This window comes from Stenotrophomonas sp. SMYL8 (assembly GCF_036320065.1).
GTDB lineage: Bacteria > Pseudomonadota > Gammaproteobacteria > Xanthomonadales > Xanthomonadaceae > Stenotrophomonas > Stenotrophomonas maltophilia_A.
In genome coordinates this window covers 249424-265856 of the sequence record NZ_JAWIRR010000002.1, presented here as the reverse complement: position 1 = coordinate 265856, position 16433 = coordinate 249424, and the positions used below count along the sequence as shown (strand labels likewise).

General features: G+C 65.3%; 13 protein-coding genes and 1 pseudogene. 7 read left to right on the top strand and 7 right to left on the bottom strand.

Features of this window, described 5'->3' with window-relative positions; all coding sequences use genetic code 11:
* Positions 1-146: 146 nt before the first annotated feature.
* Positions 147-614, bottom strand: a pseudogene (locus V3B25_RS03245) (hypothetical protein); the annotation flags it as partial.
* Positions 615-638: 24 nt separating this feature from the next.
* Positions 639-851, bottom strand: coding sequence for a hypothetical protein (locus V3B25_RS03240; protein ID WP_012511105.1), 213 nt, complete (start codon positions 849-851; stop codon positions 639-641).
* Between the two features lie 245 nt (positions 852-1096).
* Here V3B25_RS03240 and V3B25_RS03235 point away from each other — a divergent pair, with 245 nt between their 5' ends.
* On the top strand, positions 1097-2344 hold the full coding sequence (locus tag V3B25_RS03235; RefSeq protein ID WP_329810054.1) for an arsenic transporter: 1248 nt from the start codon (positions 1097-1099) through the stop codon (positions 2342-2344).
* A 28-nt stretch (positions 2345-2372) separates the two neighbouring features.
* Here the strand turns inward: V3B25_RS03235 and V3B25_RS03230 are convergent, their stop codons facing one another.
* Both V3B25_RS03230 and V3B25_RS03225 read right to left on the bottom strand, forming a co-directional pair.
* Positions 2373-3524, bottom strand: coding sequence for a serine hydrolase domain-containing protein (locus V3B25_RS03230; protein ID WP_329810053.1), 1152 nt, complete (start codon positions 3522-3524; stop codon positions 2373-2375).
* 104 nt (positions 3525-3628) lie between these two features.
* On the bottom strand, positions 3629-5281 hold the full coding sequence (locus tag V3B25_RS03225) for an ABC transporter ATP-binding protein (RefSeq protein WP_329810052.1): 1653 nt from the start codon (positions 5279-5281) through the stop codon (positions 3629-3631).
* Positions 5282-5394: 113 nt separating this feature from the next.
* Between V3B25_RS03225 and V3B25_RS03220 the strand changes: the two genes are divergently transcribed.
* Genes V3B25_RS03220 through V3B25_RS03205 form a run of 4 tightly spaced genes read left to right on the top strand, consistent with a single transcriptional unit; the run spans position 5395 to position 11330 of the window.
* Entirely contained in the window at positions 5395-7785 is a 2391-nt protein-coding gene (locus V3B25_RS03220; RefSeq protein ID WP_329810051.1) for a TonB-dependent receptor, read from the top strand.
* 27 nt (positions 7786-7812) lie between these two features.
* A complete protein-coding gene (locus V3B25_RS03215) occupies positions 7813-9255 on the top strand; it encodes a DUF3526 domain-containing protein (RefSeq protein WP_236494450.1) in 1443 nt (480 codons plus the stop codon).
* Complete coding sequence (locus tag V3B25_RS03210; protein ID WP_329810050.1) at positions 9252-10607, top strand: ABC transporter permease subunit; 1356 nt, start codon at positions 9252-9254, stop codon at positions 10605-10607. Before V3B25_RS03215 ends, V3B25_RS03210 begins: the two co-directional genes overlap by 4 nt.
* Positions 10608-10619: 12 nt before the next feature.
* Entirely contained in the window at positions 10620-11330 is a 711-nt protein-coding gene (locus V3B25_RS03205) for an ATP-binding cassette domain-containing protein (protein WP_201119252.1), read from the top strand.
* Here V3B25_RS03205 and V3B25_RS03200 read toward each other — a convergent pair.
* The 3 genes from V3B25_RS03200 to V3B25_RS03190 form a co-directional block, all read right to left on the bottom strand.
* Positions 11327-13168: an asparagine synthase-related protein gene (locus tag V3B25_RS03200; protein WP_329810049.1), complete on the bottom strand. Its 1842-nt coding sequence runs from the start codon at positions 13166-13168 to the stop codon at positions 11327-11329. The genes V3B25_RS03205 and V3B25_RS03200 overlap by 4 nt on opposite strands.
* 11 nt (positions 13169-13179) lie before the next feature.
* Positions 13180-13881, bottom strand: a complete 702-nt coding sequence (locus tag V3B25_RS03195) for a lasso peptide biosynthesis B2 protein (RefSeq protein ID WP_329810048.1) — start codon at positions 13879-13881, stop codon at positions 13180-13182.
* A 75-nt stretch (positions 13882-13956) separates the two neighbouring features.
* Positions 13957-14118 (bottom strand): hypothetical protein, encoded by a 162-nt coding sequence (locus V3B25_RS03190; RefSeq protein WP_162292259.1) that lies wholly within the window; start codon positions 14116-14118, stop codon positions 13957-13959.
* A gap of 259 nt (positions 14119-14377) precedes the next feature.
* Here V3B25_RS03190 and V3B25_RS03185 point away from each other — a divergent pair, with 259 nt between their 5' ends.
* A complete protein-coding gene (locus V3B25_RS03185; RefSeq protein WP_329810129.1) occupies positions 14378-15250 on the top strand; it encodes a hypothetical protein in 873 nt (290 codons plus the stop codon).
* Positions 15251-15555: 305 nt separating this feature from the next.
* Positions 15556-16404: a helix-turn-helix transcriptional regulator gene (locus V3B25_RS03180; protein WP_201119256.1), complete on the top strand. Its 849-nt coding sequence runs from the start codon at positions 15556-15558 to the stop codon at positions 16402-16404.
* Positions 16405-16433: the final 29 nt, after the last annotated feature.

The window sequence follows — 16433 nt, the reverse complement described above, 5'->3', positions numbered from 1 at the left end:
GCCGCAGGTAGACCCGGCAGGTGCCTCGATCAGCAAGTGATCGAGGCTGGGGGCGGCATTATAGGTGCGCGCAGGACCACGTGGCCGAGGTTCTATCTGGGTAGCGGGCGTGCCTGCTCCTGCGCTCGCGACATCGCAGGGGTCCGTCTCAGCGCCAGCGCCTCCTTGATCCGGCCCATCTCACGCGACCCGGCCTCGGCCAGGCGGCGGGCCTGCTGCCGCTGCTCCCGCGTGAGCGCGGAAGGTGGTGGAGTACCGGCATCCAACAGCCGCGCCACCGCATCGCGCAACCGCAACTGCGGGCAGAGCCGGGCGGCGCACCAGCGTTCGGCGTAGCGCTTGGCCTGCCGCGCATTTGCGGCAGCCACCACCTTGGTCTGTGACATTTTCCGCGCGTCGAGGAACAGGCGGACACCGAGCACGGCATGCGGCACGATGTTGGCCACGCAGCGGCCGTTCCACCACAGGTCCCAGCGGTCACCGCTCTGCACCCAGCCGGAGGGCCGAGTAGCGGTCATGAAATCGGGAGGGCTGGAGGGTGAATGCATGGCCCGAAGAATACGGTCGGCCGTCGCATGGAATGAGATTGTGGATTTGCGCTGGCGACCTCTCAACGCTTCTGCCGTAGCGAAGCCCTCTCACCACTCTGGGCCGAGCAGCTTCTCCACCTCGGTTTCGAGCTTCTTTGCGGCTTCGGCCTGCGAGGCTACCTTGATGCACAGCCCGGACTGCGCGGGACCCGGAGTCAACTGGTAGCGGTTGATGGTGCCGCCGCCGTCGCCATCCAGCTCCACCCGGGCTACCAGGGTTCGGCCGTTGGCATTGAAGATCCAGTCCCGGTATTCGGACATCGTTGATTCCATGCGTGACACTTTGAGTGGCCTTCACTCTAAGCGGAGCGACGGTGAAGAGCGCCCGAAGAAAACGTTCGCGGAGCGTGGGTGCCGGGGGCATGCGGCAAGCAGACGAGCATGGACTGGGCTCCACAACTCGGGCGCAGCTCACGGAGTATGATGCCGCCTTCCCCGAACTGCCGTGATTGCAGCGGGCGCGCTCCTGCGAGGTACGCGTCGGCGCCGCTGATACACCCCGCCCGATGCTCGTTTCCTACTCCTCTTTCCTCATCTGGGCGGCCGTGGCCGTTGCCACCGTCGGCCTGCTGTTCCGGCCGTTCCGCATTCCGGAATATGTGTGGGCACTGGGGGCTGCCCTTCTGCTTCCACTGCTGGGAGCGATGTCGTTCGGCACGACCTTGCACGCGGTGGCCGAGGGGCGCGATGTCTATCTGTTCCTGGTCGGCATGATGGTGCTGGCCGAGCTGGCCCGGCGCGAAGGCCTGTTCGACTGGCTGGCGTTGTACGCGGTCCGCCACGCAGGCGGCTCGGGACGACGCCTGTTCGACCTCGTGTTCCTGGTCGGCACGTTGGTGACCGTGTTTCTTTCCAACGATGCCACGGCGGTGGTGCTGACCCCGGCGGTCTACGCCGCCTGCAAGGCCGCCCGTACCAATCCCCTGCCCTATCTGTTCGTCTGCGCGTTCATCGCCAATGCGGCCAGCTTCGTGCTGCCCATTTCCAACCCGGCCAACCTGGTGGTGTACGGCCAGCACATGCCGCCCTTGATGCAGTGGCTGGCACAGTTCGCGATGCCGTCACTGGCCGCGATCGGTGCCACCTATCTGGTGCTGCGCTGGGTGCATCGGCGCGAGATCGCGCAGCCTCTGGTGGCGGCGCCGGCGCATCGCCCGCTGACCGAAGGTGGCCGGCTGAGCGCGCTGGGCGTGTTGTTCACCGGCACCGTGCTGCTGGTGACCTCCGCACTGAACGGCCCGCTCGGCCTGGCCACGTTCTGCGCAGGCACGCTGAGCGTGGCAGTGGTGGCGATGCGCCAGCGGCGCAGTCCGTTGCCGCTGCTGCGCCATGTGTCATGGGGCGTACTGCCGCTGGTGGCCGGCCTGTTCGTGCTGGTGGAAGCGGTGGCCCAGACCGGTGTCATCCAGGCGGCGGCCAGCGCGCTGCAGGCCGTAGCGCAGGCATCGCCACACCAGGCCAGCTGGCTGGCCGGTGGCGCGGCGGCGTTGCTGAGCAACGTGGCCAACAATCTGCCGGTCGGCCTCGCCGCAGGCTCGCTGGGCCAGATGGCCGACCTGCCGGCACAGACCCGCGCCGCATTGCTGGTCGGCGTGGACCTGGGCCCCAACCTGTCGGTGACCGGCTCGTTGGCCACGATGCTGTGGCTGGTGGCGCTGCGCCGCGAGGGCGAGCATGTCAGCGCGCTCGACTTCCTGCGCGTCGGCGCGCTGGTGATGCCGCCTGCGCTGATCGGGGCACTGTTGCTGCTCTAGTCGGGGGCTGCCGGGCGCCCCCCCCGGACTATGGGGTCTTGCCTGCAGCAATCTTCCCTACCAGGGCATCGATCGCCGCTTCCATGGCATGCGCGGTCTGGTCGCCACTCTGGTTGGTGATCACGAAGATGCCCAGATCGTGCTCGGGCATGATGTAGATGTAGCACTGTGAGCGCGGTACGCCACCGTGGTGGGCATAGTAGACGCCCTTCTGGCGATCGCCGGCGACGATGTTCCAGAAGTAGCCGATGCTGAACTCGTCGTCGAATCTGGCCAGGGCGCGATGCGATTGCTTTACCACCGGCCCATTGGCCAGTTGGAACTGAAGGTACTTCACCATGTCCGGGACGGTTGCTTTGACGTTGCCGGAAGCGCCCCATGGCAACTGCGGCATCGGCGTGGTCGGTACGGGATTGTCGCTGTGATAGCCGGCCGCCAACCGCGGCGCTTCGGCATCATCCAACCTGATCCGGAGGCCGGTCATCGCCGCGGAGTCGCTGAAGAAGCCACGCAGCAGTGACGCGTAGTCGGTCTTGTAGGCCACCTCCAGAACATGCGCCGCCAGCTCGGTCCCTGCGCTGGAGTAGGCGTACTCCTTCCCTGGCATCCGCGGGATCTGTACGGCGTGCAGGTCCCGGAGGAAATCCGTCTTGCCGTAGTGCGCGTAGAGCGCATTGAGTTCGCCCGGCGTGCGGTGATCGGTAAAGTCCTCCAGTACCGTGTTCGCGCGCTCCGGCAGCATGTTCGGCAGGCCACTGGTGTGCGACAGCAGGTGGCGGACGCGGATGGGTTGGCCTTGGTACTGCAGGTTGGGATAGTCGCCCTGCAGGTACGTGCGAACGTCATCCTCCAGGCCCACCCTGCCTTCCAGCACCGCATTGGCCATCAAGGTGCCGGCCAGCGTCTTGCTCAGTGAGCCGATCTCATAGAGCGTGGCATCGGTCGGCGCGCCGGCTGTACCGGCCACCATATCGCCGCGATGGCGGATGAAGGTCCTGCCCCGGTACACCACGCCAATGGAGGCCGAGTGCAGCAAGGGCTGCTCGATCAGGGTCTGCGCAACCTCGTCGATCTCTGCCCACGGTTCCTTCGATGGCGTCTTTCCGCCCGTGCATCCGGTACCAAGGAGTACGACGGACACGACGAAGGCATGAAACCAACGTCTGTTTCGAACGGTCATCGAAGTGGCTTCCATGCGTTGGCGCTTGAAGGGCGATCAGGAAAGAGCGCTCACGATAGCCGATTGTCGAGACGAACACGCTGGCTGCGGAGCGCCTCCTGGCCCTAAGCATCGCCCCCGAGATCAATCACCCGGTCAGTCGGGCTCACGATGCCCCGCCGATGGGTGATGGCCACCACGGTTACATCGTTCGCCAGTGCGCGGATATGGTCCATGATCTCGCGTTCAGTGGCCTCATCCAGCGCGGAGCTTGCCTCGTCCAGAAACAGGATCGCCGGCTCGCCATACAGTGCACGGGCAATCGCGATGCGTTGGCGTTCCCCGCCGGACAACTTCAGGCCCCGCTCGCCCACCGTGGTTTCCAGCCCCTCGGGCAGCGCCTCGATCAACGGCAGGATCGCAGCCTTGCGTGCGGCATGCCGCAGCCGATCATCATCACGCGCGCGCCCGAGCAGGATGTTGTCGGCCAGGCTTTCGTTGAGCAGGATGACATCCTGCGGAACCACCGCGACAGCGGCATGCCAGGCCGCACGGTCGATCCGGGACAGGTCAAGGCCATCGACCAGGATCCGGCCACGCTGCGGATCGATCGATTTCAGGGCGAGCTTGAACAGGGTCGACTTCCCTGCACCGGTCGGGCCGATCAGGAAATTGATGCCGCCACGTTCGGCCGCGAAGTACACATCGCTTACCCCGCGACCGTTGCCATAGCGGTGGCTGACCCGCTCGAACGCCAGCCGGCCGCTTTCACCCGCAAAGCGCTGGGCATCGGCCACCTGCTGCTCCTCGGGCGCCGCCCACAAGGTGGAAAGCGGAGCCAGCATGCTCCACGAGCGCGCGACGTCATCGATCGAACGGGCGATCATCTCGAACGGCATGTTGAGCTGGAGCAGCAGCAGATTGAACAGGACGATGTCGCCGACGCTCAGACCGCCGCTCTGGTAGCGCGGCAGCAACAGATGGAAGGTAACGATGAACTCGACCGCCAGGCCGATGCCCAGCAGCGCAATGAAGCCGATCCGCTGCAGTACGTAGGCGCGCCAGCTGTCGCGCACCTCCTGGGCCTTCTGCTCGAAGCGCTGCACCATCCAGGCGCTGCCACCGAACTGGCGCAGCGTCTCCATGGCATTCATGGCATTGCCGACGAAGCGCGCGTTCTGCTGGCCGGCCTCGACCGCAGCTTCGCGATGGATGCGTGCGCGCCGGGTAGCGATGGCGGAAAGCGTGACGGCTACCGTGCCGTAGGCCAGCACGATGGCCACCACCTGCCGGTTGATCAACGCACCCAGCGTTATCAGCGTCAGCAGGATCTGCAGCGCACTGGGAATGAAGGCCACCAGCCCCAGCTGCACCACGATCTTCAGCGCGCCACGGCCTTTCTCCCCTGCAACCTGCAGCTCGGCGGCGTTGTACTCCAGGAAGAAGCTGTTGGTCTTCTTCAGCAGACGGGCGAAGTAGCGGGTACTGGTGATGAAGCCAAGATTCTCGCCGCTGAGGAACGACAGGTACTGCACGGTGTTCTGCAGGGCGCTGCCAGCGCCAAGCATGACCGCATACAGCAGGAAGCCGCCCGCGAGAGCGCCGACCCCGTCGATGGGCAGACGGTCGATCAGGCGTGAGAAAAGATAGGGCGCCGCAACATTGGCCAGGCTGGACAGCGCGACACTGCCGGCGATGAGCAGCAGCAGCCTGCGGTCAGCCTTCCAGTACGTGCCCAGGATTTCAGCGACGGGCGGCGGAACAGCAGTCTTCTTCATCGGCCTGGTTCCGGCGTGGACTCAACCCCATAATGATATGCTATAACATATCTATTCAGGAGCGACGTGGCCACGTCGCAGGCCACTTTCGGATGGGATCGATGGACCGGGGAATGACGAACGTATCCGCTGCCATGCCACGCGCGCTCATGGCCCTCAGCATTGCCGCTGCACTGTTGGCCAGCGTGCCTGCGATCGCCCAGAACCCCGGCGATGCCCGGCGCTCGCGGGCCGCAGGCGCAGCACCCGAGGCGCCGACCGCCACTCTGGACAAGGTGCTGGTGGTCGGCAGCAACATCCGCGATGCCATTGGCGGAGGCGCCTCGCCGGTGATCGTGATCGACAAGGAGGCCATCGACCGCACCGGCGTGGCCACCGTGCAGCAGCTGTTCGAGAAACTGCCGCAGAACTTCGGCGGTGGCGCCAATGGTGCCAACGTCGCCAACCTTGGCGTCGACCGCGATACCGGCAACAACTTCGGCCAGGGCACCGCCATCAACCTGCGCGGTCTGGGAACCGGCACCACGTTGACCCTGATCAACGGCCACCGCGTGACCTCGTCGAACCGCTACCAGTACGTGGATGTCTCGCTGATACCGCTGAGTGCGGTGGAACGCGTGGAGATCCTCACCGATGGTGCCTCGGCCATCTATGGCACCGATGCGGTCGGCGGTGTGGTCAACATCATCCTGCGCCGCGACTTCACCGGGTATGAGACCGCTGTGCGCTACGGCACCGTCACCGCCGGTGGCATGGAGGAGTACCAGGCATCGCAGTCGGCAGGCTGGTCGTGGGATGGCGGCCATGTGCTGGCCAGCTACGAGTTCCTGAAGCAGAGCAACCTGCCGGCGGTGGACAAGGACTTCTCGAAGAACGTGCGGGTCAAACCGTACGACCTCTACCCGGGGTCCAAGCGCCACAGCCTGTACGTGGACGGCGTGCAGCAGCTCAGCGATGCGCTGACCCTGAACGTGACCGGCTCGTTCGCCAAGCGCGAGATGGACACCACCATTTCCGGCACCGCTGACGAAACCCGGTTGTTCCCGCATACGCGCCAGTTCGACCTGTTCGCCGGCCTGACACTGGACCTTCCGCGTCAGTGGCAGGCGCGCCTGGATTCGGGGTTCGGCAGGAGCGATGTGTCCTATCAGCGCACCACCATCACCGGCAGCTCGGCCAGTACCGCGCCGCCCACCAATACCAACTCCGAATCGCGTTACCTGGACCTGGTCGCCGACGGTGAGCTGTTCAGCCTGCCCGCCGGTGGGGTTCGCGCGGCATTCGGCGCGGGCTACCGCCGCGATGGCTATGAACTGATCGATCACCGCGGCCTGGAAAAGCCGCTCGACCTGCAGCGTACCGTGAGGTCCGCTTTTGCCGAGCTCAACGTTCCGCTGCTGAAGGATCTGCCGGGCGTGCGCAGCCTGTCCCTGACCGCCGCAGCGCGCTATGACGACTACAGCGATTTCGGTTCCACGCTGAACCCCAAGTTCGGCCTGCTGTGGGAGGCGACCCAGGGGCTTTCGCTCCGTACCAGCTACGGCCGCTCCTACCGGGCGCCGGTGTACCAGGACATGCAATTGAACAACACCGTGGTGGTGGCGAACGTGCCCAACCCGAGTGCAGCCAATGGCAACACCATCCTGATGATGCTCTCCAATGGCAATCCCGATCTGGGCCCCGAACGGGCCAAGACCTGGACCGGCGGTTTCTCGTTCGCGCCGCCGTCGCTGCCGGGGCTCAAGATCGATGCGAACTACTACCACATCGAATACGCCGACCGTATCGGCAGCGGCTTCGGCGGCAGCTTCCCGTCGCTGTTCCTGCAGTCCACCGCACCTTACGCAGACATCCTGACCACCAATCCCACGCAGCAGCAGATCCAGCAGGCACGCCAGCTGGGCGTATCGGGGCTGGGCCTGTTCGTCTCGCGCGTGGGGCCGTATGCGTTGCCGCCAGGCATGGACGAAACCAACAGCCAGGTGATCCTCGACAACCGCTTCCGCAACAACGCCTTCACCCGGCAGCGTGGTGTCGACTTCAGCGGATCGTATGGCTTCGATGCCGGCCAGACCCACATCGGGCTGAACCTGGCCGGGCAGTACATCATCGAGTCGAAGCGGCGCGTGACCAGTACGTCGCCCGAGGTGGATGCGGTGAATTCGGTTTACTACCCGGTGGACCTCAAGATGCGCGGTGGCATCGCGCTGAGCCGGCAGCAGGCCGCGGCGGGGATCTTCGTGAACTACGTGGACAGTTATCGCGACCCCGCCAATGTCGCCCGGCCCCACGTCAGCTCCTGGACGACCGTAGATCTGAACCTCGCCTACCACTTCGGTGCATCGGCGGACCCGCAGCGTGGCACCTCGCTTGCGTTCAACGTGCAGAACCTGCTCGACCGGGATCCGCCGTTCATCGTCAACAGCATCAACACCGGCTACGACCCCACCAATGCGACAGCGCTGGGCCGCTTCCTGTCCATGTCGCTGACCCACCGCTGGTAAGCCGCCATGCGCGCCGAAGCCCCTGCCTTGTCCCGATCCGTCATGGCCATCCAGCAGGCGTTTGCTGTTGCGGCAACCCAGCTCACGTTGATGTGGCGCGAGCGGCGCGTGCTGTGGCTCGCCCTTGCCCTGTTGCTGATTGCGGGAGCATCGGTGCTCGGTGGTGCTGCACGCCTGACCCTGCAGGCGCAGGAGCGCCAGGCAATGAGCGAGGAAGAGGCGCGGCTCTGGGACAGCCAGGGCACAATCGACCCGCATAGCGCCGCACATGTGGGGCGTGCCATTGCTGCCCCTGTGCGGCCACTGGCTGCACTGGACCCGGGGCTGACGGACTACCTGGGAACCTCGGTGTTCATCGAAGGCCACGCGCAGAACCCGGCCCGGCACCGTGCCGTGGATGGTGGCACCGCACTCAGCCGCTTCGAGGGCTTCTCTGCGGCGTGGGCGCTGCAGGTGGTGGCGCCGCTGCTGATCATCCTGGCCGGGTTCGCGACCCTGTCCGGCGACGTCGCCCGCGAGACGCTGCGCCAGGAGCTCGGCACCGGTGCCTCGGCCGGCGTGCTGATCGGCGGGCGCTTGATTGCCTTGGCGGCCGCGTCGCTGCTCCTGGTGCTGGCCATGCTGCTGATCAGTCTTCCGGGGCTGTCCATCCAGTACGGCGACGCCACGGATCTTGCCGCCCTGCTCGCACTGGCGGCCGCCTACCTGCTCTATCTGGCGGTGTTCTGTGCACTTACCGTGGGGGTGTCGGCACTTGCCGGCTCGGCACGGACGTCACTGGTCGTGCTGCTCGGCTTCTGGGTGGTGTCCACGCTGCTGCTGCCGAGGGTGGCGCCTGCGGTTGCCGAATCCCTGTACCCGACCCCTTCGGCACCAGCGTTCAGGACCGGCGTGACCGAAGAAGCGGAGAACGGCGCGGATGGCCATGACCCGGCCGACAAACGACTTGATGCCTTGCGCGCGGCGTTGATGGCACGCTACCGGGTCGACAGCGTTGACGACCTGCCGCTGAACTTCCGCGGCGTGGCACTGGAGTTTGCCGAGGCCAACTCGACGCGCGTCTACAACCGCCATTTCGATCGCCTGCATGCCACCTACCAGCAGCAGGACGCCACCCAGCGCCTGTTTGGCCTTGCCTCGCCGACGCTGGCGCTGCAGTCCTGGTCGCGCGCCTTCGCCGGCACGGATTTCCCGGCGCATCTGGCGTTCCTGCGCGGCGTGGAGGACTACCGTTATCGGTTGATCCAGGCACTCAACCAGGAAGTGAAACTGCACAAGGCACCACAAGGCGGGAAGCACGTGGCCGACATCGCCGGCATCACCCGTTCAGTGCACTACCGGCCGCCGCAACAGACCCTGGCCGGTACCGCTACCGCGCAGCGCGGAAATCTCGTCATTCTGCTGGCCTGGCTGATGCTGGGTTGCGTGGTGGTGCTCATCTCCGCACGGAAGCTGGGGAGATCGCCATGAACGTTGTGTCGATTGCCCGCTATGAGATCCGCCGATTGCTGCGCGATCGAGCGCTGCCGGTGCTGCTTGTCCTGCTGCTCGGGCTGGGTGCCTACGCCGCGTGGAACGGCCGCGCATGGGTGGACCAGCGGGAGGCGGCCATCGCCCTGATCAAGCAGGAAGAACAACAGACGCAGGAACGCAGCCGGGCATTCGTCGGCAAGGCGCCCTCGGTGCTGCCCCGCACTCAGCCGGTGCTTGCGCCTGCCGCCATGGCACCGCTGTCGATCGGCCAGGCAGACGCCTACCCCTACACCGCCGATGTGGTCGCGCTGGGTGATCCGACCCAGCTGCTCAAGCACGTCTGGGCCGACATCGGCAATCCAGCGGCACGGGCTGCGGGACGGTTCGACCTCGCCTTCGTCATCGTCTTCCTGCTGCCGTTGGTCATTCTCGTGGCCACCCACGATCTGTGGTCCCGTGAGCGCGAGCGCGGCATCGCGGCGCTGGTGCTGTCACAGCCGGTGTCGGCAACGCGCCTGCTGGTGGTCAAGGTGCTGGCCCGTGGCCTGATGGTGCTGCTGCCCGCACTGGCCATCCTCCTGGCGGTGACGATCGGGGCCGGCGCGCGCAGTCCTGCGGGCCTGGCCATGCTGGCCCTGACCGTCCTCCTGTACGGCGCGTTCTGGCTGGCCCTTGCACTGCTGATCGGCTGCCTTGCCCGGCGCACCACCGAGGCGGCCATCGCCGCCGGCGCGCTGTGGCTGCTGATCGTGGTCATGGCGCCGTCGCTGGCGCTGGCCACGGTGAATCTGATCGCGCCGCCGCCGTCACAGATGCAGTTCGCCACCGAAGTAAAGGCGATGCAGTCCGACATCGCCACGCGCCAGCGGCGCGAGCATGCGACGTCGGCGCCAGTGAATTCGCCGTCCCCCGTCATCTCCGACACTGTGCGCCAGGCCTACGCCGATCGGGTTGCAGCTGACCGGGAACTGGAACGCCTGATCGCCTCGCATGCGCAGGCCGAGGCCGCACATCGCCAGGTTCTGGACAAGGTGCGGCTGCTGCTGCCGGCCGTCGCGACACAGGACGCGCTCGACCGCATCGCAGGCTCGGATGCCGACCGCGCACTCGACTTCCAGGGACAGGTCCACTCCTTCTGGCAGGCGCGGCGGCTGTTGCACAAGGCCTATCTGGATCGTGACGCGCCGCAGACCTTCGAAGAGTACGACACCCTGCCCCGCTTCCAGTTCCACGAAACAGCCGGCGTCGCCCAACGTGGTGTCCTCGCCGATCTCACCGCACTGATCATTGCCACCCTGCTTGTCCTGCTTGCAGCCGGTGCATTGCGCAGCCGGCTGGCAACGCCCTGAGGAGACGTCCACATGCTGTCTGCAAAAAGCCTGGTCATGGAACACGGTGCACATCGGGCGCTGGATGACGTCAGCTTCGAGGTGAAGCCGGGCGAGATATTCTGCCTGCTGGGCGCCAACGGCGCCGGCAAGTCGACCACCATCAAGCTGTTTCTTGGCTTTCTGAAACCCACCTCCGGTGCGGCCGAAGTGGACGGTCTCAGTGCGCACCAGCAGCCGCAGGAGGTACGCCGGCGGCTGCTGTACATCCCCGAGACCGTGGCGCTGTACGACGAGCTGACCGGCTACGAGAATCTGGACTACTTCGCCCGCCTGGCCGGTGTCGAGCAACGCTCGCCAGCGCGGTTGAAGGACGCCCTCAGGTCCGCTGGTCTGGCGACCGACGCATTCGGGCGACGCGTGGGCCTCTATTCCAAGGGCATGCGGCAGAAGGTCGGCATCGCACTGGCCATCGTCAAGGAAGCCAGCGCCCTGTTGCTGGATGAACCCACCTCGGGCCTGGACCCAACGGCGTCAGCCGAATTCCATGAGTTGATCGTGCGGGAACGCGATCGCGGCACGGCGATCCTGATGGCCACCCACGATCTGTTCCGTGCCCGTGAGGTGGCGACCACGATCGGCCTGATGCGGGCCGGTCGCCTGCGCAGGACACTGGATGCCAGCACGATCACCGCGAACGATCTTGAGAGCCTGTACCTGGAAGAAATGAGCCGCAGCGCCTAGGCCACGGCGGCCGCCTGCGCGCCACGCTGGCCGGACCAGCGCCGCAGCCACGCTTCGATGTTGATCTGCGGGCCGAAGATGCCGAGCACCTGCGACGAGTGGTCCGGGCTGACCTGCTGGATGCCGGCATCGGCCAGCGCGCTGTCGAGATAGCCGCGCCTGGCCAGCATTCCATCGACCAGAAGATTCCTGATGAACTGCTGGTGCCCCTGGGTGACCGCCACGGAGTGATCATCCAGATAGGATTTCACCTTCCGCGACAGCAGCACCTCCGGCAACAGGCCTTTCATTGCACGCCGCGCGATGGTGCGGTCTTCCGCGTCCGCGATGAGCAGGTGCAGCGGAATGCGCGCGAACAGTTCGACAAGCGGCTGCGCACTGATCGGCGATACGCCATGCCAGTGGCCTGCACCTTCGAAGGGATCAAGGACGCTGGTCGGAAACACCATGCGGCCGATATGGGCCAGCTTGTAGGGTGATACGCGATGCCCCTGCGCCTGCGCATGCCGCAACCAGGCCGGCTGCATGCCATCCTGTTCGGCGCGGTCCACCCGCACCCATGGGCAGGGTTTGCCCCAACGACCATTGATGCTGCCTGGCCGCTTGAGCAGACCATGGACCATCGCATCCTTCAGCACGCCGTACAGTGAATCGCCAGACTGCGCGGTTTCGAAGGCGACGCGGAAGAAATCCCGGTCGATGCCGCGCCGCCAGGCGTAGTCGATCGCAGCGGCATTGCCCTTGAAACGCAGAAACACCGCATCACCGCCAACGCCGGTGAACTGCACGGTGTCACCGTCGAAGGCCACTTCACGGCGGTGGAGAAGATAGCCGGAACAATGCGCCGGCCGGGCTGTACGCGGGAAGGTCATGATCTCTTCCAGCGCGCAGTGAGGTTGCCTTCGGTACTCGATGTATTCGCAACGCCTGCCCGAGGAATCACTGGCCCCTTGCACTGCCATCCGCGCGAACAGCCGTTCGTCGGCACCGATGCCCTCATCGTAGTGATGGACACACGTCACCTCAGGTGCCGACGGCGCCTGCAACAGGCCGGCCAGGATGATCGAGGAATCCAGCCCGCCTGACAGCTGCAGCTGGATGCGCCGGTGCGGGCTGGCCAATGCACCGATGCAGCCCAGCAGCGTGGAACGCGCCAGCGACACGGCTTCCTGAAGATCTTCGATCGGCGCGTCGCGGGCCAGCCGCACCACGTCCCACTGGCAGTGCCGGCCCACCGGCTCTCCATCGCGGATTGAAACCGCTTCACCCGCTTCGACCGCCGTGACCTCCTCGAAGCCGGTCTGCAGGCCATCACGAAACGGGTACAGCAGCGAGTACGACAGGAAGGACCAGTCAACACTGAATTCGCGCAGACCCAGCATCAGGCAGTCTTCCATGTTGGAGAAGACCAGCGTCAACTGGCCCACCGTGGTCATATAGCACGGGATCTCCGCAGTGGGATCGCGCAGGACGAACCAGCTCGACGTTTCCTGCTGGAAGCCGAACGCCACGTAGCGGCCCCAGTAGTGTTCTACGATGCTGCGGCCCTGGCTGCTGCAGGCGGCGTCCGCTGTGGCGGGATCCAGGTTCACGCAGCAAGGCACTTTGCCTTCGCCGAACGTCTTGTCGAACAGCTTGCCCAGTACCACCAGCGCGTTCGAGCGATTGCATTCGAAATAGCCGTGGTTGTCGCTATGCACATGGATCGCCGCGCCGTTGTCGTTCAACACGCAGGCGATGCCGGGCAGCCTGGCGCCGATCCTTTCCACGATGCGTTCCGCCTGCGCCGTCGCGGATTCCGAGTGGGTGTTCCAGAGCACGGCGATGTATCGGTACATGGCAGGTTTCGTTACAGCACCAGGATGGGAACCATCCGGCGCAGGTTGAAGGGAATGTCGGTCAACACCTGATCGCCGTGCTGCAGCCAGCAATGCGCGGCGAACGGCTGGGTTCTGACGGCGAACACCCAGGCCGGAACGATGCCGTAGTTCGACAGGAATCCGCGCATCGCCAGGCAGTAGAGAAAGCACTCATCGGTTTTCCTGAAGGCCAGGGGTCGAAGCCAGTCGAACACCCGCACCCGCAGGGCCAGTTCTTCAGCGCTTACCGGCCGGCTGTGGCCGCGATCCGCCCGACGGCGCACGGCCGACACCGTGGAACTGAAAGGAAGGAACGTTCTGCTGCAGGCGGCATAGGCGCACGAGGCGATGAATCGACGCAGGTCGCACGCCATGATGGGCGGACGGCCTCGCGGCGCGCCTTCGCGCGCCCAGTACCGAGGCAGCGCAATGGCAGGGCTGGCAGCGGATTTCCCCTGCTGCGGATCCGCGGTGATCAGGCGGCGGTCGATCATGGCCTGCAGAAGCCTTGGCGTGCTTGCGTCATCGGACTGCAGGGGCCAATCGAGAACGAGCTTGCCAAGGCCTGCGGCGCCGCGTTTTTCAAGGGAAAGATACTTTCCCGTGGCCTGGTCCAGAATCACCATCGCATCGCCGGTGACACAGACGTGGGCGTGCTTTGACAGGAAATACGGGGCGGCAGCCTGCTCCATCATGCGCTCCTGCGCCGGAACCGGAGAAGCGGTGCATGCAGGGCATGCACCGCAGATGCGACATTGCGCGGTAGATCAGGGCGACGTGGTCGGGAACACGCCATCCCACAACGTGCCGTGGTTGTGCGCCTTCGTTTCCGAAACCACCGAGCCCAGCTCGATCAGTTCGCCACCCATGCCCTGATCCTCAGGGTTCTGCTGTCCTGCCACTACACCCAGCTCAATCAGCTCGTTCATGAACATCTCCTATCGTCAGTGGATGTACCCGCGCATTGCGTTGGATCGCGTTGCATTGGATACGGAGCAGCCAAGCCACCATCGCCGCGACATTGCAGGGCGATTGCCGCCAAGGCACCTGAATGTTACGATATAACATATTATTTTGGCGTGACGAATGACGCCAGTGGCCCGTTGTCGATATGACCTACGAGAGGCGAGAGGGATGAGCAGCGAGATCAGAGACGACGGCCTGGATCCCACGCTTCTGCTGAAAGGGATGTTTCCCTTGCCGAAGTTCATCCGTTTCGTACGGGAGCGTTGCCCACCGGGACGCTTCGACGAGGCTGCGCTGGTGGAGGAATGGCGGACGGCACGTGCCGAGGTGCTGAGGCTGCGGCAGGAGGAAGCCGGTGAGGCCGACGCCATCAATGTCCATGCGTTGCCGGATGAGATGCTGCCGCTGGCTGAGCAGGCGCTGCGGCAACCCTCGATGCACCGCATGACGAGTGTTCTGCCCCGCAGCTGGCAGATGGTCGATATCGATCGACTGGTGATCTTCCAGGAGTGCATCAACCTGCGTCACATCGACCAGTTGGCGGCATCCCTGACCGCCTCGCCCAGCGCGCAGGAGGTCATGCAGCTTGTCGCGCGCAGCGGCAGCCATGCACATCCGGAAGTGCGCTTCACCCAGTCCGATGGCAGCTACACCTTCGCGTCCACCTCGAACGACCTGCGCTTCCTCGATGTGGCGACCCTCGATCCGGCTGCCATCGCCGACTACGAGCCGTTCGGCGCAGCCAGCCACGCCGTCGTCATCTATCTGGGTTTCAGTGACAACCTGATCAGCGCCACCCGGTTCGGCAGGCGCATGGTGCTGACCAATGGCTCCCATCGCCTGTACCTGCTGCGCCGGCTCGGGTTCCGCCATGCGCCCTGCCTCGTCACCGATGCCTCCGACAGCGACCTCAGCGAGGTTCTGCTGCCGGCGGCGGTCAAGCAGGATCGCGGGTTCTACCTGTCTTCCCCGCGTCCGCCGCTGTTCAAGGACTATGTCGATCCTCGCCTGACCTGCGTCGTGCCGGTCACCCGCAAGCACTACGCTCTGAGGGCCAAGCTCGACCTGCAGAGGATCACGGTTCCGGCGCTGTAATCCTGGGCCGAACCCTCCCCTCCCTGGGGCCACGTCGACAGAGATGGCCGGATTGGTGAATCACCTGGCGGAACTGTCGAATGACGCCTGTCGGGTTGACCCATACGCTTCTCATCCTCAACAAGAGAGGATGTCAGCGTGATTGAACAGCCACGGACCACCGAACCCGCAGGAAAGGACACGCCGATCGTCCATGTCCTGATGGGACTGATCTGTGTCTGGCGCAGGCGCGAAGCGGAGTCGGCACGCGATGACAAGTAAGCGCCGCCGTACTGCCCGGCGTAGCTCTGAGTCGTAGGTCCGGCGTGGAGATTTCGATTGCGGGGCTGAGCGAGGTTGGGCCCGACTATCCGGACCGTGTCGATCTTCCGGTGATGGTGCTTGGGCTGGACCCCATTCCAGATGCCTGGCAGATGCCCTTCCATGCGCACCGGAAGGCACAGCTGCTGGTTGCCACGCGCGGCTTGATCATGCTGGAGACCGCAGCCGGCCTGTGGGTGGTTCCCCCCCAGGGCGCGATCTGGATTCCCGGTGGCCTTTCCCATCGGGCCAGCAGCAGTGGGCGGCCGCATGGGTTCGTGGTGTTCGTGGAACCCGGTGTCGTGCCGGGGCTGCCGACGCACTGCGCTGCAATGGCGATCACCCCGTTCATGCAGGCCCTGCTGGAGCGGGCATCCGCCCTTCCCGGGCACTACCAGCCTGGTAGCGCGCAGGACCGCCTGATGGGCGTGTTCCTGGATGAGCTGATTGCTGCGCCACCGGAGTGGCTCCATCTGCCCATGCCATCCGATGCAAGGTTGCGCCGGCTGGCCAACGCAATGCTGGACACGCCAGCCGAACGGGCAACGCTTGAAGTCTGGGCGAGCCGGATTGGAATGAGCGAGCGCAACATGTCGCGCCTGTTCTCTGGAGAAACCGGATTAAGCGTAAGGCGCTGGCGCAGTCAGCTGCATGTGGTGGTCGCGCTGCCCCTGCTGGCCAAAGGCAGGACAGTACAGGCCGTTGCGGACCACCTGGGATACGACAGTGCCGGAGCGTTCGTGACCATGTTCCGCAAGACCGTGGGTGCACCACCCAAGCGCTTCCTCGCGGAACGAGGCACTCGGCAGCCAGTATCGGACGCCGACGATCAGCGGCCGCAGGAGCCACGTTGACCGATGTGGGAGCGCGTGGCTCCCGCACC

Bases quoted from the DNA above. Each gene is read 5' to 3' on its own strand.
- V3B25_RS03195 (WP_329810048.1), bottom strand. From the start codon at position 13,881: ATGGAGCAGGCTGCCGCCCCGTATTTCCTGTCAAAGCACGCCCACGTC.
- V3B25_RS03225 (WP_329810052.1), bottom strand. From the start codon at position 5,281: ATGAAGAAGACTGCTGTTCCGCCGCCCGTCGCTGAAATCCTGGGCACG.
- V3B25_RS03230 (WP_329810053.1), bottom strand. From the start codon at position 3,524: ATGACCGTTCGAAACAGACGTTGGTTTCATGCCTTCGTCGTGTCCGTC.
- V3B25_RS03190 (WP_162292259.1), bottom strand. From the start codon at position 14,118: ATGAACGAGCTGATTGAGCTGGGTGTAGTGGCAGGACAGCAGAACCCT.
- V3B25_RS03205 (WP_201119252.1), top strand. From the start codon at position 10,620: ATGCTGTCTGCAAAAAGCCTGGTCATGGAACACGGTGCACATCGGGCG.
- V3B25_RS03220 (WP_329810051.1), top strand. From the start codon at position 5,395: ATGACGAACGTATCCGCTGCCATGCCACGCGCGCTCATGGCCCTCAGC.
- V3B25_RS03240 (WP_012511105.1), bottom strand. From the start codon at position 851: ATGTCCGAATACCGGGACTGGATCTTCAATGCCAACGGCCGAACCCTG.
- V3B25_RS03210 (WP_329810050.1), top strand. From the start codon at position 9,252: ATGAACGTTGTGTCGATTGCCCGCTATGAGATCCGCCGATTGCTGCGC.
- V3B25_RS03235 (WP_329810054.1), top strand. From the start codon at position 1,097: ATGCTCGTTTCCTACTCCTCTTTCCTCATCTGGGCGGCCGTGGCCGTT.
- V3B25_RS03200 (WP_329810049.1), bottom strand. From the start codon at position 13,168: ATGTACCGATACATCGCCGTGCTCTGGAACACCCACTCGGAATCCGCG.
- V3B25_RS03185 (WP_329810129.1), top strand. From the start codon at position 14,378: ATGTTTCCCTTGCCGAAGTTCATCCGTTTCGTACGGGAGCGTTGCCCA.